Annotated in this window: 27 protein-coding genes; 13 read left to right on the plus strand and 14 right to left on the minus strand. The window is 66.7% G+C overall.

The window, feature by feature from the left end:
• Positions 1 to 123: 123 nt before the first annotated feature.
• Positions 124 to 543 (minus strand): DoxX family protein, encoded by a 420-nt coding sequence (locus ACP7BL_RS05075; RefSeq protein WP_033966559.1) that lies wholly within the window; start codon positions 541 to 543, stop codon positions 124 to 126.
• Positions 544 to 852: 309 nt separating this feature from the next.
• Between ACP7BL_RS05075 and ACP7BL_RS05080 the strand changes: the two genes are divergently transcribed.
• The 9 genes from ACP7BL_RS05080 to ACP7BL_RS05120 all read left to right on the plus strand — a co-directional run bounded on the left by ACP7BL_RS05080 (position 853) and on the right by ACP7BL_RS05120 (position 7,921).
• Positions 853 to 1,125, plus strand: a complete 273-nt coding sequence (locus ACP7BL_RS05080) for a hypothetical protein (RefSeq protein ID WP_033966557.1) — start codon at positions 853 to 855, stop codon at positions 1,123 to 1,125.
• Between the two features lie 12 nt (positions 1,126 to 1,137).
• On the plus strand, positions 1,138 to 1,533 hold the full coding sequence (locus tag ACP7BL_RS05085; RefSeq protein WP_033966555.1) for an OsmC family protein: 396 nt from the start codon (positions 1,138 to 1,140) through the stop codon (positions 1,531 to 1,533).
• A 14-nt stretch (positions 1,534 to 1,547) separates the two neighbouring features.
• Entirely contained in the window at positions 1,548 to 2,210 is a 663-nt protein-coding gene (locus tag ACP7BL_RS05090) for a hydrolase (protein ID WP_033966554.1), read from the plus strand.
• 82 nt (positions 2,211 to 2,292) lie between these two features.
• Positions 2,293 to 2,541: a XapX domain-containing protein gene (locus ACP7BL_RS05095; RefSeq protein WP_033966553.1), complete on the plus strand. Its 249-nt coding sequence runs from the start codon at positions 2,293 to 2,295 to the stop codon at positions 2,539 to 2,541.
• Entirely contained in the window at positions 2,538 to 4,472 is a 1,935-nt protein-coding gene (locus ACP7BL_RS05100; RefSeq protein WP_426257785.1) for an amidohydrolase, read from the plus strand. The genes ACP7BL_RS05095 and ACP7BL_RS05100 overlap by 4 nt, the downstream gene beginning before the upstream one ends.
• 23 nt (positions 4,473 to 4,495) lie before the next feature.
• Positions 4,496 to 5,392, plus strand: a complete 897-nt coding sequence (locus ACP7BL_RS05105) for a glyoxalase (protein WP_426257786.1) — start codon at positions 4,496 to 4,498, stop codon at positions 5,390 to 5,392.
• Positions 5,389 to 5,805: a DoxX family protein gene (locus ACP7BL_RS05110; RefSeq protein ID WP_426257787.1), complete on the plus strand. Its 417-nt coding sequence runs from the start codon at positions 5,389 to 5,391 to the stop codon at positions 5,803 to 5,805. The genes ACP7BL_RS05105 and ACP7BL_RS05110 overlap by 4 nt, the downstream gene beginning before the upstream one ends.
• Before the next feature lies 1 nt (position 5,806).
• Positions 5,807 to 7,207, plus strand: coding sequence for an alginate export family protein (locus tag ACP7BL_RS05115; protein WP_426257788.1), 1,401 nt, complete (start codon positions 5,807 to 5,809; stop codon positions 7,205 to 7,207).
• A gap of 12 nt (positions 7,208 to 7,219) precedes the next feature.
• Positions 7,220 to 7,921, plus strand: a complete 702-nt coding sequence (locus ACP7BL_RS05120; RefSeq protein WP_426257789.1) for a YoaK family protein — start codon at positions 7,220 to 7,222, stop codon at positions 7,919 to 7,921.
• A 7-nt stretch (positions 7,922 to 7,928) separates the two neighbouring features.
• Here the strand turns inward: ACP7BL_RS05120 and ACP7BL_RS05125 are convergent, their stop codons facing one another.
• On the minus strand, positions 7,929 to 8,858 hold the full coding sequence (locus tag ACP7BL_RS05125) for a LysR family transcriptional regulator (protein ID WP_126848695.1): 930 nt from the start codon (positions 8,856 to 8,858) through the stop codon (positions 7,929 to 7,931).
• Between the two features lie 127 nt (positions 8,859 to 8,985).
• On the opposite strand from ACP7BL_RS05125, the gene ACP7BL_RS05130 reads away from it, so the two are divergent.
• Complete coding sequence (locus ACP7BL_RS05130) at positions 8,986 to 9,684, plus strand: pirin family protein (protein ID WP_033966568.1); 699 nt, start codon at positions 8,986 to 8,988, stop codon at positions 9,682 to 9,684.
• 47 nt (positions 9,685 to 9,731) lie between these two features.
• Here the strand turns inward: ACP7BL_RS05130 and ACP7BL_RS05135 are convergent, their stop codons facing one another.
• The 6 genes from ACP7BL_RS05135 to ACP7BL_RS05160 all read right to left on the minus strand — a co-directional run bounded on the left by ACP7BL_RS05135 (position 9,732) and on the right by ACP7BL_RS05160 (position 16,068).
• Positions 9,732 to 10,553 (minus strand): TorF family putative porin, encoded by an 822-nt coding sequence (locus tag ACP7BL_RS05135; RefSeq protein WP_137902927.1) that lies wholly within the window; start codon positions 10,551 to 10,553, stop codon positions 9,732 to 9,734.
• 166 nt (positions 10,554 to 10,719) lie between these two features.
• A complete protein-coding gene (locus ACP7BL_RS05140) occupies positions 10,720 to 12,237 on the minus strand; it encodes a SulP family inorganic anion transporter (protein WP_426257790.1) in 1,518 nt (505 codons plus the stop codon).
• Positions 12,234 to 12,929, minus strand: coding sequence for a carbonic anhydrase (locus ACP7BL_RS05145; RefSeq protein ID WP_010403597.1), 696 nt, complete (start codon positions 12,927 to 12,929; stop codon positions 12,234 to 12,236). The genes ACP7BL_RS05140 and ACP7BL_RS05145 overlap by 4 nt, the downstream gene beginning before the upstream one ends.
• A gap of 107 nt (positions 12,930 to 13,036) precedes the next feature.
• Positions 13,037 to 14,341, minus strand: a complete 1,305-nt coding sequence (locus tag ACP7BL_RS05150; protein ID WP_033966547.1) for an ATP-binding protein — start codon at positions 14,339 to 14,341, stop codon at positions 13,037 to 13,039.
• Positions 14,338 to 15,051, minus strand: a complete 714-nt coding sequence (locus ACP7BL_RS05155; RefSeq protein WP_033966545.1) for a response regulator — start codon at positions 15,049 to 15,051, stop codon at positions 14,338 to 14,340. The genes ACP7BL_RS05150 and ACP7BL_RS05155 overlap by 4 nt, the downstream gene beginning before the upstream one ends.
• Positions 15,052 to 15,249: 198 nt before the next feature.
• On the minus strand, positions 15,250 to 16,068 hold the full coding sequence (locus ACP7BL_RS05160; protein WP_137902926.1) for a lectin OAA family protein: 819 nt from the start codon (positions 16,066 to 16,068) through the stop codon (positions 15,250 to 15,252).
• A gap of 530 nt (positions 16,069 to 16,598) precedes the next feature.
• Between ACP7BL_RS05160 and ACP7BL_RS05165 the strand changes: the two genes are divergently transcribed.
• The gene (locus ACP7BL_RS05165; protein WP_426257791.1) at positions 16,599 to 16,859 is read left to right on the plus strand and encodes a hypothetical protein; all 261 of its coding nucleotides are present in this window, start codon (positions 16,599 to 16,601) and stop codon (positions 16,857 to 16,859) included.
• A 42-nt stretch (positions 16,860 to 16,901) separates the two neighbouring features.
• Here ACP7BL_RS05165 and ACP7BL_RS05170 read toward each other — a convergent pair whose 3' ends face one another.
• The 6 genes from ACP7BL_RS05170 to ACP7BL_RS05195 all read right to left on the minus strand — a co-directional run bounded on the left by ACP7BL_RS05170 (position 16,902) and on the right by ACP7BL_RS05195 (position 22,473).
• Positions 16,902 to 18,017 (minus strand): ABC transporter permease, encoded by a 1,116-nt coding sequence (locus tag ACP7BL_RS05170; RefSeq protein WP_126848700.1) that lies wholly within the window; start codon positions 18,015 to 18,017, stop codon positions 16,902 to 16,904.
• Positions 18,014 to 19,150: an ABC transporter permease gene (locus ACP7BL_RS05175; RefSeq protein ID WP_426257792.1), complete on the minus strand. Its 1,137-nt coding sequence runs from the start codon at positions 19,148 to 19,150 to the stop codon at positions 18,014 to 18,016. Before ACP7BL_RS05175 ends, ACP7BL_RS05170 begins: the two co-directional genes overlap by 4 nt.
• Positions 19,147 to 20,157 (minus strand): HlyD family secretion protein, encoded by a 1,011-nt coding sequence (locus tag ACP7BL_RS05180; protein WP_052192489.1) that lies wholly within the window; start codon positions 20,155 to 20,157, stop codon positions 19,147 to 19,149. Before ACP7BL_RS05180 ends, ACP7BL_RS05175 begins: the two co-directional genes overlap by 4 nt.
• The gene (locus ACP7BL_RS05185; RefSeq protein WP_426257793.1) at positions 20,154 to 21,635 is read right to left on the minus strand and encodes a TolC family protein; all 1,482 of its coding nucleotides are present in this window, start codon (positions 21,633 to 21,635) and stop codon (positions 20,154 to 20,156) included. The genes ACP7BL_RS05180 and ACP7BL_RS05185 overlap by 4 nt, the downstream gene beginning before the upstream one ends.
• Before the next feature lie 86 nt (positions 21,636 to 21,721).
• A complete protein-coding gene (locus tag ACP7BL_RS05190; protein WP_126848704.1) occupies positions 21,722 to 21,982 on the minus strand; it encodes a hypothetical protein in 261 nt (86 codons plus the stop codon).
• On the minus strand, positions 21,979 to 22,473 hold the full coding sequence (locus tag ACP7BL_RS05195) for an SAM-dependent methyltransferase (protein ID WP_426257794.1): 495 nt from the start codon (positions 22,471 to 22,473) through the stop codon (positions 21,979 to 21,981). The genes ACP7BL_RS05190 and ACP7BL_RS05195 overlap by 4 nt, the downstream gene beginning before the upstream one ends.
• Before the next feature lie 304 nt (positions 22,474 to 22,777).
• On the opposite strand from ACP7BL_RS05195, the gene ACP7BL_RS05200 reads away from it, so the two are divergent.
• Both ACP7BL_RS05200 and ACP7BL_RS05205 read left to right on the plus strand, forming a co-directional pair.
• Positions 22,778 to 24,517, plus strand: a complete 1,740-nt coding sequence (locus tag ACP7BL_RS05200) for an ABC transporter permease (protein ID WP_426257939.1) — start codon at positions 22,778 to 22,780, stop codon at positions 24,515 to 24,517.
• Between the two features lie 31 nt (positions 24,518 to 24,548).
• Positions 24,549 to 25,865, plus strand: a complete 1,317-nt coding sequence (locus ACP7BL_RS05205) for an AAA-associated domain-containing protein (protein WP_137902922.1) — start codon at positions 24,549 to 24,551, stop codon at positions 25,863 to 25,865.
• Positions 25,866 to 26,211: the final 346 nt, after the last annotated feature.

Consider the following 26,211-nt stretch of genomic DNA (forward strand, 5'->3'; position numbering starts at 1 on the left):
TCCTTTCACGGCGAACATAACCGCACAACGCGGCGCGATCTTGGATAGACGCAACATCCGCGCACGAAAAAGCCGGACGGGGTACCCCGTCCGGCTTTTTTTTCTCCTGCGCAGGACCGTGGTTCAGCGACGGGCGTCGAGGCTCCACGCTCCGCCACCCAGCGCGATGACGTTGAGCAGGCCACCGGCGATAGCGACGTTCTTGAAGAAGTGGATGAACTGGTTCTGGTCGCCAAGCGCGCTGTGGAAGGCGAGCGCGGTCGCGATCGCGAACACCGCCAGCACCGACGCCACCAGACGCGTGCGATACCCAAGGATGAGCGCCACACCACCGAGCAATTCCACGACCAGCGCGATCGCCAAGCCGACTTGCGGCAAGGGCAGGCCGACCGACTGGATATAACCAATCGTGGCGGCGGGCGCGGCGAGCTTGGACAGGCCGCTGAGGACGAAGATCGCGGCAATCGCGGTACGGCCGACGAGCGGAAGCGCAGCGGCGCTGGTCGAGGGGCGGGCAGTTGCACCGAGTGGTAGGGTAGCCATGGGAAATCTCCTTTGGGGCGGACCAATCCCGCCGTTGCCGCAAAGATGGCACTGCCCCTCCCCCTCAACCAGTGGAATAAAATTGTATCTTTCGTTCGAATTATTAGAAATGTCGGCTGCGCGCACGAACGGGTGTCGCAGATAGATGCTGGTCGCATCACGGCGATCCAAGACCGTTCTCGCCAATGTGGCTAAACAGAGCTCATGGGAACGCTATTCAACAATTTGGAACGTTCTGACCGATTTTATACGTCTGCCGCTGACGTCGCGAATTCGCCATCTCTTGCCGGGTCGCCACAGGAGGTTCCGATGTCGTCTTTGCTCCCACCGCCCGTCCTCAACAATCGCGAATGGTCAGCCGTCGCCGAAGCGCTGCGCGAAGCCGATGCCTGCGGATGCGCGCCGCACTTCTTCCGCAAGCGCAACGCCGATGTGGCCGCCGATCCGCGCCGCGAGGCGGTCCGCCGGTTCGTCTGCACGACCCGCCGCCGCCGCACCCCGGCCCGCGACCTCGCGGATGGCCTGTCGACCCATGGTTTCAACCCAGCGCAGATCGACGCGATCGCGCTGCTGTCGCTTTGAAGGGATCGTAGCATGGCCACTGCCACCGCCCGGATCGGCACAGAATTCTACCGCACCGCGATCACGACCGGGCACCATATGCTGACCGCCGATGAACCCGCCAGCCGTGGCGGCGCAGACGCCGGCCCCGCGCCGTACGACCTGCTGCTGTCCGCTTTGGGGGCCTGCACCGCGATCACGCTGCGCATGTATGCCGATCGCAAGGGCTGGCCGATCGAAACGCTCGACGTGGCGCTGCGCCTGGTCGGCGGCCCAGATGGCAACCGTGTCGAACGGCTGCTGACGATCGTCGGGCCCGACACCGCCGCACAGACCCGCCTGGCCGAGATTGCCGAGCGCACCCCCGTCACGCTGACGCTGAAAAGCGGCATCGCGATCCACACCACGCTTTCCACTCCGACATTGTAAGAAAGGTTCCTCCCATGACCATCACCGCGACCGCAACGCCCGGCAAATCGCTGATTTCGCCTACCGACCACACGCTCGTACTGATCGATTTCCAGTCGCAAATGGCGTTCGCCACCAAATCGATCGGTGCCGAATTGCTGCGCAACAATGCAGCACTCATCAGCAATGCCGCCAAATCCTTCAACGTATCGACGATCCTGACGACGGTTGCCGAAAAGAGCTTTTCGGGCCCGATGTTCGACGAGATCAAGGACGCTTTTCCCGGCCAGGCAATGCTCGACCGCACCAGCATGAACACGTGGGAAGATGCCGCCGTGATCGACGAGGTCAACCGCATCGGCAAGACCCGCATCGTGTTCGCCGGGCTGTGGACCAGCGTTTGCATCGTCGGTCCCGTGGCCTCGGCGATCGACCAGGGCTTCGATGTCTATTTCATCGCCGATGCCTGCGGCGACGTTTCGCCCGAAGCGCATGAGCGCGCGGTTCAGCGAATGATCCAGCTTGGCGCGACGCCGATGACGTCGGTGCAGTATCTGCTCGAACTGCAGCGCGATTGGGCACGGGTGGATAGCTATGAGTCGACCACCGCTATCGCCCGTAAATGGGGCGGAGCCTATGGGCTGGGCATCACTTACGCCAAGACGATGTTCGGGGCTTCCGAAGGCCAGCACGGCTGAGGATGGCGCGTCGGGGCGGGTCCCAAGCCCCCCGCCCGCCCCGATGCTGCAGGCTTTACCGCTCCAGCAGGAAGTGACCTAAATGAAGCCATATCTCATCTCGCTCGCCGTCGGCTTGCTGGTTGGGCTGATTTACAGCCTGCTTGGCGTGCGTTCGCCCGCACCGCCCGCCATCGCCCTGGTCGGGTTGCTCGGCATTCTCGTCGGCGAACAAGTCATTCCGCTCGTCAAGCGCGTCAGCTCGGGCGAAGCGGTTGCCTTCCTGCGCGCCGAAGCGGCCGAACATGTCTTTGGCCGCCTGCCCGGCGACCACCCCGACCAGGACGCATGAACGACCTCACCCGCCGCCAGACGATCGCCGGGGCGGCGATCGGCACGTTCGCCGCCCCGCTTCTCGCAAGGACTTCCACAATGCCGGCCACCGATCTCATCCTCGTCAATGCCAAGGTCACCACGCTCGACCGCGAAAACCCGCAAGCGCAGGCGATCGCGATCCGCGACGGGCGCTTCCTCGCGGTCGGCAGCGAGGCCGAGGTGCGCGCCGCCGCCCCGCAAGCAAGCGTGATCGATGCCAAGGGCCGCCGCATCATCCCCGGCCTGATCGACAGCCACATGCACATCATCCGCGGCGGGCTGAACTATAATATGGAGCTCCGCTGGGATGGCGTGCCGAGCCTTGCCGACGCGCTCGCCATGCTCAAGCGCCAGGTCGACATCACCCCCGCCCCGCAATGGGTGCGCGTGGTCGGTGGCTTTACCGAGCATCAATTCGCCGAAAAACGCTTGCCGACTATCGCCGAGTTGAACGCGATCGCGCCCGATACGCCGGTGTTCATCCTGCATCTGTACGACCGCGCACTGCTCAACGCCGCTGCACTGCGCGTCGTCGGCTATACCAAGGACACGCCCAACCCGCCCGGCGGCGAGATCGTGCGCGATGCGGCGGGCAACCCGACCGGCCTGTTGCTGGCACAGCCCAATGCGACGATCCTCTATTCCACGCTCGCCAAGGGCCCCAAGCTGCCCCCCGAATATCAGCTCAATTCGACGCGCCACTTCATGCGCGAGATGAACAGCCTCGGCGTCACCGGTGTGATCGACGCGGGCGGCGGCTTCCAGAATTATCCCGATGATTATGCGATCATCGAGCAGCTCCACGCCGACAACCAATTGACCGTGCGCATCAGCTACAATCTGTTCACGCAAAAGCCCAAGGAAGAGCTGGCCGATTTCAGCGGCTGGGTGAAGCAAGTGACGCCCGGCCAGGGCGACGACAGCTATCGCCACAATGGCGCGGGCGAAATGCTCGTCTATTCCGCCGCCGATTTCGAGGATTTCCGGGTCGAACGCCCCGACATGCCGGCAAACATGGAGGGCGACCTCGAACCCGTCATCCGCTTGCTCGCCGAACATAAATGGCCGTGGCGGCTGCACGCCACTTATGACCAGACGATCGGCCGTGCGCTCGATGTGTATGAGAAGGTCGCGCGCGACATTCCCTTCACCGGGATCAACTGGTTCTTCGACCATTGCGAGACGATCAGCGACCGCAATATCGACCGCATCGCAGCCCTCGGCGGTGGCATCGCGATCCAGCATCGCATGGCCTATCAGGGCGAATATTTCGTCGAACGCTATGGCGCAAAGGCCGCCGAGCGCACCCCGCCAATCGCCAAGATGATGGCCGCCGGATTGCCGGTCGGCGCGGGCACCGATGCGACGCGCGTCGCCAGCTACAATCCGTGGGTGTCGCTCAACTGGCTGGTGACGGGCAAGACCGTCGGCGGCCTCGGCCTCTATCCCGGCGTCAACCGCCTGAGCCGCGAAAAGGCGCTGCGGCTGTGGACGCATGAGAACACCTGGTTCTCGAACGAAGTCGGCAAAAAGGGGCAGATCAAGGTCGGCCAGCTTGCCGATCTCGCGGTGCTGTCGGCCGATTATTTCAGCGTCGCCGAAAGCGAAATCCCGCATCTGCGCTCGGTGCTCACCGTGCTCGGCGGCGCGGTGGTCTATGGCGAGGGCGACTATGCGCCGCTCGCGCCCGCGCTGCCGCGACCGATGCCCGATTGGTCCCCGGTCGCGACCTTTGGCGGCTATCACCGCACCCCCGACACCGCCGCCAAGCTAGCCAGCGCCTGCGGCTGCGCAAGCGGCTGCGCGGTCCACGGCCATGACCATGCCGCAGCCCTCGCCACCAGCGCCCCCACCGCCGACGTCCAGACCTTCTGGGGCGCGTTCGGCTGCGGCTGCTGGGCCGTCTGATGCTTTCCTCACGGAGACACGCCATGAAACGCCTGCCGCTCTTCCTCGCCGCGCTGATGCTCGGCACCGCGCCGATCGCCCCTGCGCTGGCCCGCGAAGCCGTCACCGCCGATTATGCCGTCGGCCCGCAATATGACACCACGCACGTCTATGTCGCGCCCGAGGATTTCGACCGCTTCGTCACCAGCCTGATCGCGACCTTCGGCGGCACGGCGACCAAGAAAGGCGCGTTTCAAGTCACCCCGACGACGAGCATGACCTGGTCGCAACTGGTGCTGACCAAGGCGGGGTCGGTGTCGGTGTTCGGCTTCACCACCCCCATCCCTTACCCGTTCGGGGTCGAGCGCAACGGCTATCTGGTCAGCGACATGGATGCGGCGGTCAATGCGGCCGTGGCATCGGGTGCGGCGCGGCTGATCACCACCTTCCCCGATCCGATCGGGCGCGATGCCGTCGTGCAATGGCCGGGCGGCGTGAACATGCAGCTCTATTGGCACACCACCAAGCCCAATTACCCCACGCTCGCGACCCTGCCCGAAAACCGCGTCTATCTCACCGCCGACCGTGCCGATGCCTTCGTCAAAAGCTGGACCCGCTTCGCCCACGCGCGGACGGTGTCCGACGAGAAGGCCGCGCCCGGCGTCGAGATCGGCCAGCCGGGCGCTGCCTATCGCCGCATTCGCCTGACCTCGGGCTATGGCGACATGACGGTGATGGTCTCGAACGGCCAATTGCCCTGGCCCTATGGCCGCGACATGACTGGCTATGCCGTCGCCGATCTTTCCGCCACGCTCGCCAGGGCGCAGGCGGCGGGCGTCGAGACGCTGGTCCCGGCGCATGCCGAAGCCGATCGCCAGTCGGCGATCGTGCGCTTCCCCGGCGGCTATATCGCCGAAATCCACAGCCAGACCGCGCGATGACCGGGCACGACACCCCACGCTTCGTCACCGCAATCCTCGATTGGCCACCGACCTGGTTCTTCGTCCGGCTGGCGTTGCTCAGCGCCTATCTCATCGGCGGCGTCGCCAAGCTGGGGGATTGGCCGTCGGCGGTGGCGGAGCAGGTGCATTTCGGCGTGCATCCGCCCGAACTGACCGCGGCGCTGACGCTGCTGGTCGAACTGGTCGGATCGGTGCTGATCCTGTGGGGGCGCTTCGTCTGGCTCGCGGCCGGGGCGCTGGGCGTGTTCACCTTGCTCACCGCCTTCATCGCCAGCCCGTTCTGGGCGATGCAGGGGCAAGCGCGCTTCATCGCGACCAACGACTTTTTTGAGCATCTCGGCCTGGTCGCCGCGTTCGTTATGGTGGCGATGGTCGCGGCGCGGCGGCGCTGAGGTGCGCCGCGCCGGTTTCCTGGCCACGTTCGCGCTCGTCACCGTCAGCCCGGCGGCGGCGCAATCGAGCGACGCCTGGAAACCGCCGACGCTGACCACGACACGCTATGACGAGGATTGGTCCACGCTCGCCGACCCCGCCCAACGGACAGGGCATTGGACCGAACAGTTCAACTATATCCCGCTCGGCACCGACAGCTACGCCTCGACCGGGCTCGAGTTGCGGTTGCGCAACGAGACTTATCACAACAACCTCTGGGGCGGTGCCCCGGCCCCGAATGACAGTTATCTGTGGTTGCGCGCCATGCCTTATGCCGATCTGCATGTCGGGCGGGTTCGCGCTTTCCTCGAGCCGATCGCTGCCTATGCGATTGGCGTACGCCCGAGCAATTCGCCGATCGACCAGACCCGCACCGATCTGCTGCAGGGCTTTGTCGACGTGCGGCTGGGCGAGGCGCATACCGGCGACCCGGATGCGACCGGTCTCACACTGCGCGCGGGGCGACAGATGCTCTCGCTCGGCACCGAGCGGATGGTCGGCACGCGCTACGGCCCCAATGTCCCGCTCGCCTTTGATGGATTTCGCGGACTTGCCTCGCTTGGCGGCGCGACGCTCAGCCTGATCGCGGTGCGCCCGGTCGAGCCGGGACTCGGCAGCTTCGACGATCGTCGTTCCCGCACTCGCGCGCTGTGGGGGGCCTATGGCTCGGTCAAACGCCCACGCAGCGGGGTCGATCTCTACTATTTGGGCTATCGCAACACGCAGGCGAGCTTCGCCGGGCAGACGGCGCGCGAGCTGCGTCACAGCATCGGTGCGCGCTGGTTCGGCGATGTCACCACCTGGCATTGGAATGTCGAGGGCGTGGCGCAATTCGGCCGCTTCGCCGATGGCTCGATCGGCGCGTGGACGCTTGGCAGCGAGGTCGGGCGGCACTTCCCCAAGATCCGCTTCGCCCCCGATCTGCAAGTGCGCCTCGATTATGCAAGCGGCGACGGCAACCCCAATGACCACCACCTGGGCACCTTCAACGCGCTCTTCCCCAAGGGCAAATATTTCGGCGAGCTGTCCCCGGTCGGACCGTACAATCTGATCAACCTCAACCCGCAAGTGTCCGGCACATTTGGCAACGGTGTCACGGCGAGCCTAGCCGGCATGGCCTATTGGCGTGCCTCGCTGGCGGATGGGGTGTATGATATTCCCGGTCGGCTGATCCGCGCGCCGGGCACGTCGCGCGCGCGCTTCATCGGCAAGGAGATCGAAGCGACGGTTGCATGGCAGGCGACGCGCGAGCTGAGCTTTTCCGCCTCGCTCTCCGCCTTCGCGCCCGGCACCTTCATCCGCGAGACAGGCCCCGCGCGGACGATCACGATGCTGGGTCTTGAAAGCGACTTCCGTTTCTGAAGGATGATGACAATGGCCACCCCCACGCCTCCCCAACCCGCTCTGTTGCCGCCGCTGCTGCTGTTGCTCTCCTTCACCACCGGCCTGGTCGATGCGACCAGCGTGCTCGGGCTGGGCAAGGTGTTCACCGCGAACATGACCGGGAACATCGTCTTTCTCGGCTTCGCCGCTGTGGGCACGCCCGGTTTCACCGTCGCGCCCTATCTGATCGCGATCGCCACCTTCATGCTCGGCGCGTTCCTCGCCGGGCGCACCGGGCGCTTCCACACCAACCGCCCGCTGCGTCACTGGTTGCTCTGGTCGGCGCTCATCGAGGCGGTTTTGCTGTGGGCTGCGGCGATCATCGCCCTCGGCTTCGATCCGGCGACGCTGACGCCCGAATGGCAGTTGTTTGCGATCATCGCGCTGACGGCGGTCGCAATGGGCTACCGCAACGCCACGATCCGCCAATTGAAGGTGCCCGACCTGACGACCACGGTGCTGACGCTCACGATCACCGGCCTCGCCGCCGATTCGACGCTGGCGGGCGGCAGCAACCCCAATTGGGCGCGGCGAATCGCGGCGGTGGTGGCGATCTTGCTGGGCGCTGCGCTCGGTGCGGTGCTGGTGCGATACGGGCTGGCTGTGCCGCTCGCAGTGGCCGGGGCGCTGATCCTGGGCGGGACGATCGCCTGCACGCTGCATCCCGATGCGGGCAAGCCGCTGGGAGCGTGAGCCACGCTCACACGTCGGGAACGCCCGGAAGCTCGGCATCCTCGCGGCCCTGCGCGACGAACTGGTCGAGCAGCCAGGATGCCGCCGGGCCGGGCGGCACGTCACGCCGCCAGATGCCGGAAAAGCGATAGATCCCGCCCGGCTGTTCGGGCATGGCCAGCCGCACCAGCGTCCCCGCGACCAGATCGCCCGCGATCAGCGGCAGCGGCATGTTGCCCCAGCCGATCCCCTCGCGCAGCAATTCATGTTTCGCGCCGAGATCGGCCAGCCGCCAGGTGCGCGGGCTCATCACCGCAAAGTCGCGCCCCTCGGTCAAGGGCGAGCGATCGGTGAGCACGAGTTGCACGAAATCGCGCCCTGCGCCGGGCAGAATCGGCGTCATCCGCGCGAGCGGATGGTCGGGCGCGGCGACCGGCACCATCTGCACCGATCCCGCCGTCACCGCTTCGATCCCCACACGCCCCGCCGCCAGCGGCCCGGAGATGCCGACCACCGCTTCCCCATCTTGCACCAAAGCGACCACTGCTCCCAATGCCTCGACATGCAAGCGCAGCGTGACCGTGGGGTAAGCGGCAGCGAAGGCGCGCAACACCTTGCCCAGCCGCTGCGCGGGCAGCATCACGTCCACCGCCAGATGCACCTCGGCCTCCAGCCCGTCGAGCAGCCCCTTCACCTTGGCGCGAAGACCGTCGATGCCCTGCGCCACGCTGCGCACCTCGGCCAGCACCGCGCGCCCGGCCTCGGTCAACTTCGGCTTGCGCGTGCCTTCCCGGTCGAACAGCAGCACGCCCAATTGCGCCTCGAGATTGGCGATGCCGTAGCTGATGACCGACACCGCGCGGTTGAGCTTGCGCCCGGCAGCGGCAAAACTGCCGGTATCGACCACGGCCAGAAACACGCGGAGCTGGTCCAGGGTTGGCGTACCGGGATTGTGCATATCAACTTTCTCGAACGTTTCGATGCACTTTATCCGACTGAGCAGCGAAGTCGAGCCGCTCTATATCCCTGTCATCGACGGACGGACCGGCACCCTGCCAGTCCACCGCAGCACAGGAGTTTGCGCCATGATCGACCTTCGCCCTTATGCCAGCCTCGGCGGTGCCAATCACGGTTGGCTCGATGCCAAGCACCATTTCTCCTTCGCCAATTACTACGACCCGGCGCGCACCAATTGGGGCAATTTGCGGGTGTGGAATGACGACACGATCGCCCCGCAGACCGGCTTCCCGCCGCATCCGCATCGCGACATGGAGATCATCACCTATGTCCGCGAAGGCGCGATCACGCACCAGGACAATCTCGGCAATCTCGGCCGCACCGAGGCGGGCGATGTCCAGGTGATGAGTGCCGGCACGGGCATCACCCATTCCGAATATAATAAGGAGGATATCACCACCAGGATCTTCCAGATCTGGATCCAGCCGACGCGCGGTGGCGAGAAGCCAAGCTGGGGTGCCCGCCCCTTCCCCAAGGGCGATCGCGCCGGACAGTTCGTGGTGCTGGCGAGCGGCTTTGCCGAGGATGGCGATGCGCTGCCGATCCGCACCGACGCCCGCGTTGTCGGTGCCACGCTCAAGGCGGGCGAGACCGCCGAATATCCGCTCGGCAAGGATCGGCGCGGCTATCTCGTCCCCGCGACGGGCGCGATCGAGATTGACGGCGTGCGCGTCAACGCCCGCGACGGTGCGGCGATCCGCGATGAAGCGGTGCTGCGGGTAACCGCGATCGAGGATAGCGAGATCGTGCTGGTCGACGCTGCCTGAACCATATTGGCCGCCGGGGTTCCTGCCCCGGCGGCCATAATCCGTCGTTAGAAGGCGGCGGAAACGCTGAACACCACCTTGCTGCCCGCGATCGACGATCCGTTCTTGGTCGAGGAGAAGTTCGGCAGGAGATAGGCCGATTTCGCGCGGCTGATGTCGGTGTCGACATAAGCGACGCCCAGCGTCACCGGGCCGACAACATAATCGACCCCCAGCAGCCAGTCCCAATAGCTCCCCGTCGGTGCCACGCTGGTGCCGTTCGGCCCCAGCCCGGGATTGCCCTTGGAATAACCGATATGTGCCTTGGCGGTGACGGGCGTGCCGGGAATGCCCGCGCTGCCATCGCCCCACAGATAGAGATTGTCCTGGGACTGCCCGCGGCTTTCGGCCGTGTTGGAGAAATTGCCCAGCGCCTTTTGCTTTGGCGCATAGGCGACACCCGCCAGCAAGGTCGCCGGACCAAGCGTGCCGCTCACTTTGACATAGGGTTCGGCGAAATCGGTGAGAGCGGCACCTCCGGGATACATGTACCAGGTCAGCCCGACATCGATCGTGCCGCCAGCGAGCGGGCGCTTATAGCCGCCGACCAGATCGAGCTCGAGATTGGCACCGCCAAAGGTGCCCCAGCCGGCAAGGTTCGAGGCCCAGGTGCTGGCGTAGAGGCCACTTTCGTGGGTGACGGTGATGCCGCCCTGCAGCGCGATCTGTTTGTCGGATTGGGACACGCCCCGGAAGCGATAGTCGGAGACGAGCGCGACGCTGCCCGATACCTTGAACGGCGGTGGCGGTGCGGTGTCTCCGCCCGTGTCCTGCGCGACGGCGGGGCTGGCGATCAGCGCGAGCGCGGCGGCGAACGTGAATCGATACATGGGATCCCCCTTTGAAGTGGTGGTGGGTTCCCGCCTGCGGTCCGGTGCCGCCGCTCCTCTCATCGCCGGATTGGGGGATGCGATGGGGAGCGGTCGACCTCGGGAGTTCTGGTGTAGCGTCGCGGTGGTGCCGCGATCTTGCCGCTTTGTAACGAAGCGTTGCTTGCTACGCGGTCATCGTGGCGAGCTTGTAGGACGCACCGGTCAATTCGACCGGATGCCCGGCCGCACGCCGCCGCGCGAGCCATTCCTTGAGCAATTCGGCGCAGGTATGATCGACCTTGGTCAGCCGCGACACGTCGAGGCACGTCGGCCCATCCATCGGCAGTGCATCCAGCGTGTCCGACAATTTGGGCAAGGTCACGAAGGTCGCGCTGCCCGCCAGCGCCATGCAGCGCCCTTGCGTCTCATCGGGCATTTCGACCTTCAGGCCCAGGCGACGCACATGCGGCACCAGTTCGAGCAGCGAGAGCGCGATGCCGACCAGCACGCCGGTCAACAAATCTTCCGCCACCACCACCACGAGCGTCACCGCCCAGATCAGCGCTGGCAACACGCCATAGCTGTGGAACAGGTGACGGACGTGCGCGAGACTGACCAACCGAACCCCGGTCACCACCAGGATCGCGCCCAGCGCCGCCATCGGGATTTCGCGCAGCAGCCACGGCAGCAACGCGACGAAGCCCAGAATCCAGATTCCGTGCAGCATCGTCGAGAGCCGCGTCGTCGCGCCCGCCTGCACGTTGGCCGAGCTGCGCACGATCACGCCGGTCATCGGCAAGGCGCCCGCCACGCCGCACAGCAAATTGCCGATGCCCTGCGCGCGCAGTTCCTTATTGTAATCGGTGCGCACGCCATTGTGCATCCGGTCGACCGCCGCCGCCGACAGCAGCGTCTCCGCGCTGGCGATGAAGGCGATGGCAAGCGCTGCGACGATGATCGACGGGTCGATCCACTGGGCCAGGAAGTCCGGCGCGGGGAGCGCGACGGCGGCGACGATCGATTGCGGCACATCGACGCGGTCGATCGTGAGGCCGAGGCTGAACGCGGTCAGCGTGCCGACCATAACGCCGACGAGCGCTGCTGGCACTTGCTTCAGCGCAGCCGGGCGGAAGCGTTCCCAGCCCAGCATCGCCGCGATCGTCAACAGGCCGATCATGAACGCCTGTTCGACGCCCGAGACGTTGGTCGCCGACAACCCGAACAAACGGCCGGGAATGGCGAGCAGATTCTGGATGCCGCTCGGCAAGGGCCGCGCATCGAACAGCACGTGGAACTGGCCGACGACGATCAGCACGCCGATCCCGGCGAGCATACCGTGGACGACGGCGGGCGAGATCGCACGGAACCAGCCGCCGACCTTAAGGATGCCGGCGATCAGCTGGATCAGCCCGGCGAGAATCAGGATCGGTCCCAGCGCCGACAGGCCCTTGTCGCGCACCAGCTCGAACACGACGACGGCAAGGCCAGCGGCGGGGCCGCTGACCTGCAAGGGGGAACCGGCGAGCGCCCCCACGACGATGCCGCCGATGATGCCGGTGATCAGGCCTTTTTCAGGCGGCACACCAGACGCGATGGCGATGCCCATGCACAAGGGCATCGCCACCAGAAACACGACGATCGACGCGGTAAAATCCCGCGAAGCTACTGCCAGCATCGGCAATTTGAAACCGGCGAAGCTCATTCAGCCGCCTCCAGATAGGATACGCCCGAAGCAAGGCGCTGCTGCGCGGGCAAGGCGACCGGCATCGGGCGATCGTCGCGGATCTGCTCGAAGCGGCCCGTGCCGCCATCGAGCGCGAACACCGCACCCTGATGAATGTCGAAGAACCAGCCGTGCAGCGCCAGCTCGCCGCGCGCGATGCCCGAGGCGACCGCCGGATGCGTGCGCAGATGCGCGATCTGCACCACGACGTTTTCCAGCGCCGCCGCGCGCACCTGATCGTGGCCGTCAAGATCGGGATAGGCATCGCTCACCACCGAATGCGCCGCATGGCTATGGCGCAACCACGCCGCCACATTGGGCATGGTTTCCAGCGACGACGGGTTCATCAACGCCTTCATCGCGCCGCAGTCGGAATGACCGCAGACGATGATGTCGCGCACCCCCAGCGCCATGACGGCATATTCAACCGTCGAGGTCACACCGCCATTGGCGTTGCTGAACGGGGGAACGATATTGCCGGCATTACGGCAGACGAACAGATCGCCGGGGGCGGCCTGCAGAATTTCCTCGGGCACCACGCGCGAATCCGCGCACGACACGATCAGCGCTTTTGGCCGCTGGCCGTTGACGGCGAGGTTCGCGTAGAGCGCGCTCTGATTGGGGAACACCGACTTCTGAAAGTCGAAGACGCGACCGATCAGCTCGTTCATGAACCTGGCTCCTGCTTGCACCGCGCGGGGGCTGCGCGGGCTTCACAGGATCAGATACGAACTGCGTTTTGCTGCAACGCGGCACTTTTGTAAGGAAGCGTTTCCGATCAACGTGGCAGGCGGATTTCCGCACGCAGGCCGCCTTCGGGCAGATTGGTGAGGCGTAGCGCGCCGCCTTCCAGGTCGACCAGTCGCACCACGATCGCCAGCCCCAGCCCCAGCCCCAGCGTATCGCGCCGACGCGCGGTATCGAGCCGGACGAACGGCTCCAGCACGCTCTGCAAGGCGTCTTCCGGAATACCCGGCCCGTCATCCTCGACCCGCAAAATTACGTCACGCGCAGTGGCGGAGAGCGCGATCGTCACCACCGATCCGTGGTGCAGGCCGTTCTCGACCAGATTGGTCAGCGCGCGCTTCATACCGAGCGGGCGGAAGCGATGCTCGAGATGCGATGGGCCGACATAATGCACCTCGCGCCCGTGATCCGCAGCATCGTCGGCCAGCGTCGCGCACAATACGGCGAGATCGGCCAGCACGGGTTTTTCGGGGTCATCCTCGCCACCGAGAAAGGCAAGCAGCGATGCGACCATGGCATCCATCTCGGCCACGTCGCCCAAAATTTCGTCGCGGAGCGGCTCGACCGAGACGCCCTCCGCGCGCAACCGCAGCCGCGCCAGCGGGGTGCGGATATCATGCCCCACCGCCGCCAGCGCCTGGGTCCGATCGGCGATCAGTTGCTGGATGCGCGCCTGCATTCGGTTGAACGCGGTGATGACGCGGCGCACCTCGCCCGGCCCCTCCTCGACCAAGGGCCGCGGCTCGGCGGTGCCGAAGCGGTCCGCCGCATCCGCCAATTGCCGCATCGGGCGCAGCGTCCGCCCGATCAGCGCACCGCCAAGCACCATCACGCCGCCCGCGATGGCGAAGGCGATCAGGATGCGACTATACGATTCGTCCAGGCTGTCGATCGGCTCAACCGTGCGGAAGTGCAGCCAGCTCCCATCGGGCAGCGCACTCGCCCCCGCGACATAGGCATCCTCACCGATCGTATCGAGGTGGAGCCGCAAATCGCCCGAGCGCAGCACCGGTTCCCAGCTGAGCACGCGCGCGCGCATCTGGGTAAGCGCGGGGTCGGTCGGCGCGGGCGCGGTGGCGCTCCATGCCATGGTGTAATGCGGGGTCGACAGGCGCCGCGCCATCGCCGGGCGCTCGGCCACTGGCGTATCCATCGTAAGCCGCCGCGCGATCACCAGATGTTCGGCCAGCCGCCGCCCGACATCGTCGCGCACCGAAAACTGGCTGGCGCGCTCGTACAGCACGGCATTCATGGTAAATTCGACGAGCATCGCGAGCAGCAGGATCGCCACGACCCGCCCGATCAGCCCGAGCGAGGGATGCACGAAACGCCTCAAGAACGCTCGACCGTGGTGTTGAACATATAGCCGACCCCGCGCACCGTCACGATCGGCGGCGCGCTGCCCTCGGTCGTCAGCTTGCGGCGCAAGCGGCTGACCAGCACGTCGACGCTGCGATCGGTGCTGTCCCCCATGCGCGTGCGCGACAGTTCGATCAGCCGTTCGCGCGCGATCACGCGGCCGGCATGGTCGAGCAGGCTGACCAGCAGATCGAACTCCGCCCCGGTCAGATCGACCACCGCGCCGCTCGGTGCCTGCAATTCGCGGCGCGGCAAGCTGACCGTCCAGCCGTCGAAGCGGCGCACGCCTTCCTCGCGATCCTGCGTGTCGCGCGGGGCCTCGGTCCGGCGCAGCACGGCGCGGATGCGCGCGGTCAGTTCGCGCGTGCCGAACGGCTTGGCGAGATAATCGTCCGCCCCCAGTTCCAGTCCGACGACACGATCGGTTTCGCTCGCGCGGGCACTGATAAAGATGATCGGCACATTGCTCTTCTGCCGCAAGCGCCGGCACAGCTCGATACCGTCAGTGCCCGGCAACATGATGTCGAGCAGCACCAGATCGACCGGCCCGGCGTCCATCGCCAGCCACATTTCGGGCGCGGAGGCGGCAGGGCGGACGGTATAGCCATGCTCCTGCAACGCCCGCGTGGTCAGCGTGCGTAGCGCGGGGTCGTCCTCGACCAGGACGATAGTGGGGGCAGTCGTCATCGGCGTGGGGTCAGGCAAGGTTTCATGTGTCCGTTTCGGTAGGGACGCGCTTCAGCAGCGTCAACGCACACAGCGGCCCGAGCGATCCTACCCCGATCCCCAGCAACATTTCGTCACACAACAGCCAAGACCCGGCACGATTGCGATCGCACCCACGACATGCCGCCCCCCGGTTGTGCCGGGGAGCGGCCGTCACCTTCACGCCGTGGCGTGGACCTTGGCGACGCTCGGCACCAGCGCGAGACCGATCGGACCTTCCCCGGCATACATCATCGTGCCGTTCAGGTTCGCACCGTCGCCCTTGGCGCTGATCGCGACGACGCCCTGCTTGCCGCGGCAGCCGAGCACCCATTCACCACCCGGATGCCAGGGTGCGTCGTTGCCGCCCCATTGGTTCACCACGCTGTAGGTGTTGGCCATCGTGCGCGTGCCGCGGAAGCCGATCGGACCTTCGCCCTTATAGGTCATCGTACCCGTCAGCGTCTTGCCATTGTCGTGGCTCGACACTTCGAGGCCAACCACTGGCTGGTCCGGCCGACACCCGATCACCCACTGGCCGCCCTGATGCCACGGAGCCCCGCTGCCGCCCCATTGATTGGTGGCGTTGAAGGCGAGACCGGGAGATTTGGTGCCCTTGACGCCGATCGGGCCTTCACCCGCATAGGTCATCGTGCCCGTCACCGTCTGACCGTCCTTGGACGTCAGGTCGAACGCCACCGCATTCTGGCCATCGCGCGCGCCGAGCAGGAACAGGCCCGCATCGTGCCACGGGGCGTCGTTGCCACCCCATTGGTTTTCGGCCTGGTAGCAATTTTCGGTCACGCGCGTTGCGCGCAGGCCGATCGGCCCCTCACCCTGATACGTCATCGTACCGGTGAAGCTCAGTCCGCCATCGCCGGATTGAATATGGAGTGCGGTGGGCAATTGGTCTGCGCGGTTTCCGATGTTGAGCACCCCACCGTCGTGCCACGGTGCGGACGAACCGCCCCACTGATTTTGGATATTGTAGACGGTCATAGTCGACATCCTTTCCTAGGGTTACGGATTAAAACCGATTTTTATCGCTTTTTTAAAAAGGTCACGCGTTAACGCCACGGGCTATGCGATAGCCGTGGGATATCAAATATACTCTATTTGAAGCGGACTGGCCTGCCGATATCACGAGTCGATCAAGCACGTATTAATTACAGCATATTCGTATTTCGCTCAAGTATATTGTCCGATCTATAGGCGATCTTATTGACGGGCTATTGCGTCAGAGCGATGCGACGACGCCGGGCCGCGACCAGTCTCGCCGCCGCTGATTGTCCATTAAATGGTCGGCCCCGCATCCGCGCCGACACCCCCGACTGCGCGATCCTCTCGGGGTACGCTCCCTCTACACATTGGCGTCCCGAACCAAAGATCGGGAAAGTGGACCACGCCACACCCTCGCAAACGGCCACGGCCGTCACGCAATCTAGTGTGTTGGTCATATGGCACACTTCTCGCATGGACTCCGAAGCGGGCGGCGGCAAATCCATGCCCCGGCCGCTTGGAGATCCGCCATGAGCCTGACCGCCCACCTGATCGCACTCGCCGCCGTCGCCGCGTCACCGCACTCTGCGCCACGCCGAAGCACCATCACCGAAACCTACCGGGTAACCTATAAAGCGGACCGAGATGTCTATTGCATTCGCTTCTTCGCCGATGCGTCGCCCGCCGATCCACGCCCGGGCACGCCGCCCGACCCGTGCCGCACCCGCGCCAACTGGGCGAAGGACGGCGTTCACATCGCGGATCCGCAACGCACCGCCGCGCCCCTTTGAGACTGTGCCGGAACGACGGTGCGGCTGGTTCGCCTCGCAAGATCAAACCGCCGCACCGCCCCCAACCTTTGCGTGTCTCGCCAGCCGCAGCGCCGCCAGCGCACCGAAGCACGCCAGTTGCGCCGCCAGCACCGCCAGCGCACCCGACACTTCGCCAAGCGTCGCACCCATCTGGTTGAGCGGCACGAACAGATGGGTCGCGGGCGTCACCGGGATCGTCCACGCCAGCGCCTGCACCCATAACGGCATCGCCACCAGCGGCCAGGCGAAGCCCGACAGGAACACAAACGGGATCGAGGTCGGGATCAGCAACTTCAGCGCATCGTCGCCGTTGCGCACCAGGCTGCCGACCAGCATCCCGAGCGCCGCCACCGTGGCCGCAAACAGCGGCACCACCAACACCAGCGCCGGGATATTCCCGCCATGGGGGATATCCTGCAGCCAGAATACCAGCCCGAAATACAGCCCGCCCGCCAGCGTCCCGATGGTGGCGCAGCCCGCCCACACCCCGGCGAAAGCGCGCGCGCCCGGCACCCAAAGTCCCTTGCGCCGCCGCTCGGCAATCAGCCGCGCCACCGCGAACAGCAGCGTCTGTTCGAGGATGACATTGGCGACCGCTGGAAAGACATAGTCGCGATAGCCTTCGGTGGTGTTGAACAACGGCCGGGTGACGACCGACACGTTCGACAAGGCCTGGATTTGCGGCACCCCGGCAAGGCGCTGCTGCACAGTCGCGGTGATCGCACCGGCGATACTCTTGCCCACCGCCTCGGCGCGCAGCAAATACGCGCCGTTCAGCCACAAGGCGATGCCGGTGCCGGGCCGCGCCTGCATCAGCCCGCTCGCCAGCCCGCGCGGCAGCAGCAACACGCCCTCCACCTTACGCGCCCGCACCAGCGCCGTGGCGGTCGCCATGTCGGGCGCTTCCTCGGCAATCGTTACCTCGGGCGCGGCGTCGAGCTGACGCACGATCGCGCGCGACAGCGCGCTATGATCGGCATCGACCACCACGATCGGCAACCGCTCGACCACCTGATGGGCATAAGGCGCAGGATAGTAAAAGGCGTAGAACAGCACCGAGATCACGGCGACCGCGACCAGATCGCGCGTGCGCAGGATCTCCAGCAGTGCGCCTTCGAAAGCCTGGCGAAAGCTCATGCCGCGCGCCGCATTTGCCGGCGGATCACCAGCAGCGCCGCGCCGCCCGCGACCAGCGGCACCAGCGCCAGCACCGCCGCCTGCCGACCCCAGGTCGCGAGGCTAACCCCGATCGTCTGATCCATCTCCAGCGCCACATAGTGCGTCAGCGGCAGCACGCTGCTCCACACCCGCGCGAACAGAATACCGCCGTTGAGCGGCAACGACGCGCCCGAATAGGCCAGCGCCGATCCAGCATAGATCACACTCGCCGACAGGCTCGTCGCGACTTCGCCCGTCAGCGCGATCAATAGCGCCGACATCGCGGCGGTGGCGGTGAACAGCAGCACTCCGCCAACCGCCACCAAGACGATCTCGCCGCCGAAGCGATACCCCTGCCCCAGCGTCAGCCACAACAGCCACAGGCACAGCCACAGCGTGCCGATCACGACATGCGGCAGGAAACGCCCGACCAGCGCCGCCGCAGGACTGCCGACCCGCCGCGCCCACACGGCCAGCGATCCGTCCTCCAATTCCCGCCCCAGCGATGCCGCCGTCGTCACCGCGATCAGCAGATGCAGCAGCGCCGGGCCGATCAGCAGCCCGAGATACCATTCCAGGCTCGCGCCGGGATTGCCGAGCACGGTCACCTCAACCCCCGGCGGCGGCGCGTGGAGCAAGGCGGCCCCACTCAAACCGGACTGCGCAAGCGCATGACGCGCCAGTTCGGCGGTGACCGCCAATTGCAACCGCGTGGAGGCGAGCGCGCCGGTCGACAGAAACGCCGTCTGGTAGAAGATCTCGACCGAGCGCGGCGCGGCGCGGGCGCGGCCATCACCCAGCCCGGCGGGCAGCACCACCACCGCCACCGCCTGTTCGCGCCGCACCGCCGCGAACGCCTCGGCCAGATCGCTGCCGACACCGGCCACACGCACCGTATCCGACGCCGCGATCGCGCGGATCACCGCGCGCGACACGGCGCTGTGGTCCTGGTCGACGATGCGCACGCCCAGCCCCTGCGGCACGCCCGCAAACAGCATCCCGCCCATGACGAGCAGGAACAGCAACGGCAGCAGCGTTAGCAGCGCCAGATCGAAGCGATCGCGCGCCAAATGCGCCAGCTCGGCCCCTAGCGCGCGGCGCAGCCCGCTCATCGCGGCCAGTCGAACAGCACGCTCATCCCCGGCCGCAGCCCCGGCACGCGCTCGGCCGGGCGCAGCTTCACCGAAAAGGAGCGCACGTCATAGCCGCTCGACTGGCGCGTCGCGCGGATCGTGGCGAATTCGGCCTCGGGCGCGATATAGGCGACGCGGAAACGTACATCGCGGTTGAGCGCGGGGACATGCCCCGTCAGCACCCGCCCCACGGCCAGCCCACCATATTGGCTCTCGCGCACCGTAATCGCGACCCAGGGATGGTCGATATCGGTGACCTGATAGGCCGGCAGGATCGGGCTGACGATCTCGCCCGGTTGCAACAGCTTGCGCGCCACTTCGCCCCCGATCGGCGATACCAGCTTCGTCTCCGCCACCAGCGTCTGCGCGGTCGAAAGGCCCGCCTCGGCGATGCGCACTTGCGCGGCGGCGGCTTGCTTGTCCTCGCTGCGCGTGCCCGCCAGCGCCTTCTCATATTGCAGCCGCGCCGCCTCGGCCGAGCGCATGCTGCTGTCGCGCGCGGCATGCGCCTCGTCACGGCGCTGCGCGGCGATCACGCCCTCGGCATAGAGCGTATCGGCGCGCTTGCTGGAAGTGGCGGCAAGGTTCGCGGCAGCCTGAGCCGATTGCCAGATCGCGCGCAGCGACCCGACATCCTCGCTCCTTGCGCCCGCTTGCGCCACCGCTTGCAACGCCCGCGCCGTATCGAGCGCGCCTTGCGCCTGGCGTTCGGCATTGCCGAGTTCGGGGCTCGACAGCGTCGCCAGCACTTGCCCCGCCGCAACGCGCGCGCCCTCGTCGACCAACAGCCGGTCGACCCGCGCCAGCGTCTTGGTCGCGACATTCACGCTGTCCGCCTCGACCATGCCCTGAATCTGTTCCGGTGCCGGGCGGCTGGCAAGGAACAGCCCGACCGCGACGATCACCGCGACCAGCGCCAGCCCGACATAGAGCAGGATGCGCGCGCGGCGGCTTGGGGCGGGGGTTTCGGATGCGGTATCGGTCATTGCCCGGCTCCATAGACAAGGCGCTGGTCGGCGCGCGCGAGATAGCCGCTAAATTCATCCAGCCGCCCGGACGATGCCAGCAGCCCGGCCAGCGCCAGATCATATTCATACGCCACCGAAATGCGCTGCGCCTCGGCCGCATCCAGCGCCGCCTGCGCCGCGATCACCGGCGTCGCCGTCCCCTCGCCCTCGCGAAACGCGACCGTCTGCACCCGCAGATTCTCGCGCGCGGCGGTGATGCTGCTGTCGAGCAGCACGAACGACCGCCGCGCCGCCTCGACCAGATTGTAGGCGCGCATCGTCGCGCCGGTGGCAGTCTTGCGCGCTTCAGCCGCAGTGTCGGCGGCGGCGGCGGCGGTGGCGCGCGCGGCGTCCTCGCTATGCTTGCGCCCGATATTGGAGAGGATCGTATAGCGCACGCCAACCCCGACCGTCCAATCGGGTTCGATCGGCAAGGCGTTGGATTGGTTGAAATTATATTCGCCAAAGGCATAAGCCTGCGGCAACCGCTGCGAGCGCGCCAGCGCGACCCCCGCATCGGCGACTTGCCGCCCGCCATCGGCGGTGCGCGCCTCCGGCACATTGCCTTCATTGCCCAGGAACGCCTGTGCCGGCGCAAGCGGACGCGTCTGCACGAACAGCGCCGTGGTCGGCGCGACGCCCGTCTCCAGATCGAGCAGCCGCGCCAGATCGTCGCGCGCGCTGGCATAGGACAGATCGGCGCGCTGATAGACGCGCTCGGCGGTGTCGCGCGCCACCTCCACTTCCAGCGTGCGCGCGTGCGGGATCACCCCCGCCGCCTCCAGCTTGCGTGAATCCGACAGCACCGCGTCGAGCGCATCACGGCTGCGCCGCGCGGACTCGAGCAGCCCGGCGGCCGCCTGTTGCCCGAAATAGGCGCGGATCAGGTCGATCCGCGCGAGGTTGAGCGCCTGCGCGCGCCGCCCCTCCGCCATCGCCACCCCGCCTTGCGCCGCGCGCTGGATCGCCGGGATCGCGCCGCCGGTATAGAGCGGCAACGCCCCCTGCACCGTCGGGCGCAGCACATCGTCGCGGAAGCGATAGCTGAGCTGGTCGGGGATCGCGTTGAACAGCCCCGGCAGCGCCTGCGACAGCCGCCCGCTAATGTCGGCGGCGATCTGCTGGTAAGCGGGCGGCACGCTCGCGGGCAGCGCCGCCAGGAACGTCTGCGTGTTGCCCAGCGTCGTCGCCTTGGGGCCGCTCACATCGACCGACAGGCTCTTTTGATATTCGAGATATTGCACCGATGCGGTGACGATCGGCCGGTGCAGCGTGCGCACCGCATCCGCCGCCGCGCGCGCCGCCTCGACACCGTGATCGGCGGCGCTGATGGTGTGCGAGCTGCGATCATAGCGCGCCTGCGCCGCATCGAAGCTGAGCGCGGTCTGCGCGGAAGCACCCGACGCACCAGCCGATATCAGCGCAACCGCGATCGGCCATCGCCCGATTCCTGCCATGCGCCCTGCCCCCGAAGCCATTGGTCGAGGGTAGCGCATACCAACGCGCCAAAGGCGACGCCATGTCTAAAAGCCAAGGCCTTATGTCAGCGCCTCGCCCCGCCCGACCGTCGCGCCCGCTGCGCGCGGATCGCCGCGACCAGCGCGCGGTGGCGGCTGCGCTCCACCCGCACGGAGGCAGCGACGCGCTTGCCCTGCACGATCAGCACCAGCCCGATCAGCGCCAGCCCAAAGGCCGGCAAAGCGAGCAGACTGCCGCCATCCAACCGATCGGCGAGCCCAATGCCAGCGGCGAACAGGAAGGCGACCGCCCCGACCCCGCGCCACGCCAGATCCCGCTGCGTCATGCCGCTACCGCCGGTTCGGCGATCAGCGTGCGCCCGGCGCATTCCACCGCATGCACGGCATCGCAACTGCACCCCGCCGCGCCGTGCCAAAGCACGATGTCGGCGGGGAAATCGGCCTCGTCGCCAAGCGCGCTCGCCAGATCGCGCGTCTCGAAGGTCAGCCCGATCGCCGGATCGCGCACCCCGTTTGCCGCGACGCGCGCGCGCTCGACCAGCGCCTCGGCGTCATCGATGCCCAGCACCTCGATCGCCGTGAAGCCCAGCATCCGCGCATGCCGCGCCGCGCACAGCAGCAGCGTACCCGTGCCGCAATCGGTATCGATGATGCGCACACTGCAGCGTTTGGTCGCCCGCAAGGCCGACAAGGCCGCAGCAACTGCGGGCCAGCGCGCATCGCGGCAGCGCAAGCGGGGGGCTGCGGCCGCGCGACGCGGCTGGGTCCGCAAACGCCGCCGGGGGCCGCCAATGCTATGTTCGGGAAGGTGGGTCATGGTGGCAGCGGAATGCGCCCCCACGCCGTAAAAAGTCCCCGGCGATCGCGCCCCATTTCCGTGAAGAATCCATAAAGCGCAGCGATCGAAAGCCCCCGCGCCGCCCGCGATTGACAATGCTGCAGTGCGGGAGCAATCGCCCGACGTCGGCCGAATCGCCGACACTCAGGATCAAACAAGCAAATGCCAAGCGACAGTAGTCGACAATATGCGCCGTCGGGGGCGCTCGGCCGAGCCTGATCCGATCAGTCTCGCCCCGGGTGGCCGTCGACGGCCGCCCGTGTGAGGTGAGACAATGCGTGAGATGCCCCAGATTGCCCGGGGTGTGCGGCCCTTTTCGCGCTTCTGGCGCGTCACGACGCCGAGCTGGGCCGACGCCATCGCTTTCCTGCTGCTCGCCGGGCTCGGCGTGCTCATCGTGCGCGGCGCGGAGGGCGTGGCGCAACCGCTGTCGCAACTCCGGCTCGATCCGGTCGCGCTCGATCCGTGGAACCTGCCCGCTTATGCTCTCCGCACCACGCTGCGCATGTTTGCAGCGCTTGCGGCATCGCTCGTCTTCACCTTCGTCGTCGCCACCCTCGCCGCCAAGAGCAAGCGCGCCGAGATGGTCATCGTGCCTGCGCTCGACATCCTGCAATCGGTGCCGATCCTCGGCTTCCTGACCTTCACCGTCACCTTCTTCATGGGCCTCTTCCCCGGCCAGCAATTGGGCGTCGAACTGGCGGCAATCTTCGCCATCTTCACCAGCCAGGCGTGGAACATGGCGTTCAGCTTCTACCAGTCGCTGCGCTCGGTGCCGAGCGACCTGGAGGAAGTCTCGCGCGGTTTCGCGCTGTCGCCGTGGCGGCGCTTCATCCGCCTCGAACTGCCCTTCGCCACGCCGTCCTTGGTGTGGAACGCGATGATGTCGATGTCGGGCGGCTGGTTCTTCGTCGTCGCGTCCGAGGCGATCAGCGTCGGCAATACCCGGATCATGCTGCCCGGCATCGGATCGTGGCTGGCGCTCGCAATCGACCGGCAGGATTTCCGCGCGGTTGGCTGGGCGGTCGCGGCGATGGCGGTGGTGATCCTGCTCTACGATCAGCTCGTCTTCCGCCCCGTCGTCGCCTGGGCCGATCGCTTCCGCTTCGAACAGACCGCCTCGCAGGATGGCCCGCAAAGCTGGGCCTATGACCTGTTCCGCCGCACCAAGCTGCTGCCGGTGCTGTTCGCCCCCTTCACCGCGCTCGGCCGCTTGCTGATGGCGATCGACCGCCGCCCGGCCCGCGCCGAGCACGCGCAGCGCCGCGAAACGCGCAGCCCGCTCGGCCAGATCCTGTGGCTGGCGCTGGTCACCGCGGCCTTGCTCGCCGCCGCCTGGCTGGTGATCGGCTATGTCGCCGGTCACCTCGCCTGGCACGATGCGTTCACCGCCTTCGGCCTCGGCCTCATCACCATGGCGCGCGTGCTGGTGCTGATCGCGCTCGCCAGCCTGGTGTGGGTGCCGATCGGCGTGTGGATCGGCCTGCGCCCGCGCTGGGCCGAGCGGTTGCAGCCGGTCGCGCAATTCCTCGCCGCCTTCCCCGCCAACGTGCTGTTCCCCTTCGCCGTCATCGCGATCGTGCATTGGCATCTGAACATCGACATCTGGCTGTCGCCGCTGATGGTGCTGGGCACGCAGTGGTACATATTGTTCAACGTCATCGCGGGCGCGAGCGCCATCCCCAACGATCTGCGCGAGGCGGCGGGCATGTTCCGCGTGCGCAGCTGGCAATGGTGGCGCACGCTCGCCATCCCCGGCATCTTCCCTTATTATGTCACCGGCGCGCTCACCGCATCGGGCGGATCGTGGAACGCCAGCATCGTCGCCGAGGCGGTGTCCTGGGGCAGCGAGCGGCTCGAGGCGCATGGCCTTGGCAGCTATATCGCCAAGGCCACCACCGCCGGGGATTTCCCGCGCGTGACGCTCGGCATCGCGGTGATGTCGATCTTCGTGATCGGCTTCAACCGCTTCCTGTGGCGGCCGCTTTACGCTTATGCCGACCGCCGCCTGCGCCTCGCCTGACCTTCGACCTTCAAGAGACTGGACCCGGACCATGGCCACCCTCGCCCGCACCGCCACCGCAAACACGCTGCTGAAAGTCGAACACCTCACGCACCGCTACGGTAAGGCCGGCAGCGGCGGGCTGCTCGTGCTCGACGATGTCGACCTGACGCTGCGCGAAAATGAAGTGGTCGGGCTGCTCGGCCGCTCGGGCTCGGGCAAATCGACGCTGCTGCGCTCGATCGCCGGGCTGATCGAACCCGACGAAGGCGCGATCGATTTCGTGCCCGACGAAAACGGCGCCGCGCCCAGCGTCAGCATGGTGTTCCAGACCTTCGCGCTCTTCCCCTGGCTGACGGTGCTGCAGAATGTGGAGCTGGGGCTGGAGGCACAGCGCGTCCCCGCCGAGGAACGCCGCACCCGCGCACTCGCCGCGATCGATTTGATCGGGCTGGACGGCTTCGAAAACGCCTACCCCAAGGAATTGTCGGGCGGCATGCGCCAGCGCGTCGGCCTCGCCCGCGCGATCGTCGTCAACCCCTCGCTGCTGCTGATGGACGAGCCCTTCTCCGCGCTCGACGTGCTCACCGCCGAGACGCTGCGCACCGATCTGCTCGATCTGTGGGCGGAAGGGCGGATGCCGATCAAGTCGATCCTGATCGTGACGCACAATATCGAGGAAGCCGTGCTGATGTGCGACCGCATCCTCGTATTCTCGTCCAACCCCGGCCGCGTCGCCGCCGAGATCAAGGTCGATCTGCCGCAACCGCGCGACCGGCTCGACCCGCCGTTCCGCGCGCTGGTCGACGACATTTATGCGCGCATGACCGCGCGCGCCGCGCCCGAACCGGCGCGCGACGGCGTGTTCCCCGGCACCGGCATCCAGATGGTGCTGCCGCGCGTCTCGACCAACTCGCTCGCCGGTCTGATCGAGGAAGTCGATGCCAGCCCGTTCAACGGCCGCGCGGCGATGGCCGATCTCGCCGACCAGCTTCAGCTCGAAATCGACGATCTGTTCCCGATGGCGGAAACGCTGCAATTGCTGCGCTTCGCCGAATTGCAGGGCGCGAACATCCAGCTCACCCCCTCGGCCCGCCGCTATGCCGAGGCCGATGTCGACACGCGCAAAGCGCTGTTCGCCCAAGCCCTGCTCGCGCACGTTCCGCTCGCGCAGCACATCAAGCGCATCCTCGACGAACGCGCCGGCCACGCCGCCCCCGCCCGCCGCTTCCGCGACGAACTCGAAGACCATATGTCGCCCGATTATGCCGAGGAAACGCTGCGCACGGTCACCCTGTGGGGCCGCTATGCCGAAGTCTTCGCCTATGACGAGGATGACGACCGCTTCTCGCTGGATGACGCGGTGTAGGGGTGTGGAGTGGGGTGCGGGTGGGGCTCGTCAGAGGTGCGTGTCCGGGACTGCCCGGTCAGGCGGATCGCACTTACGGCTAGCGACCAAGATGTGCCGTTCGCCAGTGAAGCTGTGAACGGCGACCCCTGCCAAAACCCGCCATTCGCGCAAAACTGGATCGAGCCAAGCGGCGGCTACCTCGCCTACTAGGTCGACCCGCTATCGATTGACTCTGTCTGGCTGTCCGCCTATCTACATGGCACCTGACGAGCCTACATGTGCTTTGAGAGCCTAGAGCCTGAAAGCACCGCGCGATCGTACGGATGGGTCGAAATAGCAGGTTAGTCCTTGATCCACCCAGACC

It is taken from the genome of Sphingomonas sp. DC1600-2 (genome assembly GCF_049897605.1).
Classification (GTDB): domain Bacteria; phylum Pseudomonadota; class Alphaproteobacteria; order Sphingomonadales; family Sphingomonadaceae; genus Sphingomonas.